The 472-nt window shown below is 62.5% G+C and carries 1 protein-coding gene; it reads left to right on the top strand.

Features of this window, described 5'->3' with window-relative positions:
• Positions 1-472: aminoacyl-tRNA hydrolase (gene pth, locus C7G61_RS43360; RefSeq protein WP_108523449.1), on the top strand; the 472-nt coding region annotated here is incomplete at both ends.

Genomic DNA, 472 nt, shown 5'->3' with positions numbered 1-472 from the left:
CCGCCACAATATCGGTTTCATGGCCGTGGACGAGATTGCGCGCGTGCACAACGCAGGCCCCTGGCGCAAACGCTTCCATGCGGAAACGGCGGACGCGCTGATCGGGGGCGAGAAGGTCCTGCTGATCAAGCCGCAGACCTATATGAACCTGTCCGGCCAGGCGGTGGGAGAAGCGCAGAACTTCTTCAAGATTCCGCTGCATGACGTGACGGTCTTCTACGACGAGCTCGATCTTTCGCCCGCCAAGCTGCGCGTGAAGATCGGCGGCGGCAATGCCGGCCATAACGGGCTTCGCTCCATCTCGGCCCATTGCGGCAACGAGTATCGCCGCGTACGCCTCGGCATCGGCCATCCCGGCCACAAGGCTCTGGTGCAGAACCATGTGCTGGGTGATTTCGGAAAAAGCGAAGGGGCCTGGGTCGACGACCTGTGCCGGATCATCGCAGACAACGCTGCCCTTCTCGCCAAGGCT

Source organism: Bradyrhizobium algeriense (genome assembly GCF_003062295.1).
Taxonomy (GTDB): domain Bacteria; phylum Pseudomonadota; class Alphaproteobacteria; order Rhizobiales; family Xanthobacteraceae; genus Bradyrhizobium; species Bradyrhizobium algeriense.
Note: the sequence above shows the minus strand (reverse complement) of the source record. Positions and strands in the feature narration are given on the sequence as shown.